Origin of the sequence: Pedobacter sp. MR2016-19, from assembly GCF_014947265.1 — a bacterium.
In the GTDB taxonomy this organism is placed as follows: Bacteria; Bacteroidota; Bacteroidia; order Sphingobacteriales; family Sphingobacteriaceae; genus Pedobacter.
Genome location: NZ_JADCNK010000061.1, coordinates 1 through 330, shown reverse-complemented (window position 1 = coordinate 330; position 330 = coordinate 1). Strand labels below are relative to the sequence as shown.

Sequence of the window (330 nt, the reverse complement as noted above, 5' to 3'; positions counted from 1 at the left end):
CTGGAGAAAATGTGGGTACGTATGCGATCAACCAGGGTACACTGGCACTGAATGGTAACTATACCTTAACTTATGTTGGTGCTGATTTAACGATCGGTGCAAAAACGATCACGGTAACGGCCGCAGCTAAAAGCAAAACCTATGGCGATGCAGATCCTGCACTGACTTATGCGTTTGCCCCTGCACTGGTAACAGGTGATGGTTTCAGCGGAAGCCTGAACAGGTCACCTGGCGAAGACGTGGGCACGTATGCCATCAACCAGGGAACACTTGCCCTGAGCAGCAACTATACCTTGACTTTTGTTGGTGCTGATTTAACGATCGGTGCAA

At 49.4% G+C, this 330-nt stretch carries 1 protein-coding gene; it reads left to right on the top strand.

Translation table 11 applies throughout. The annotated features are described in order from the left end of the window. The coding region (locus IM793_RS24725; protein ID WP_193426185.1) for an MBG domain-containing protein at positions 1–330 on the top strand (330 nt) is incomplete at both ends.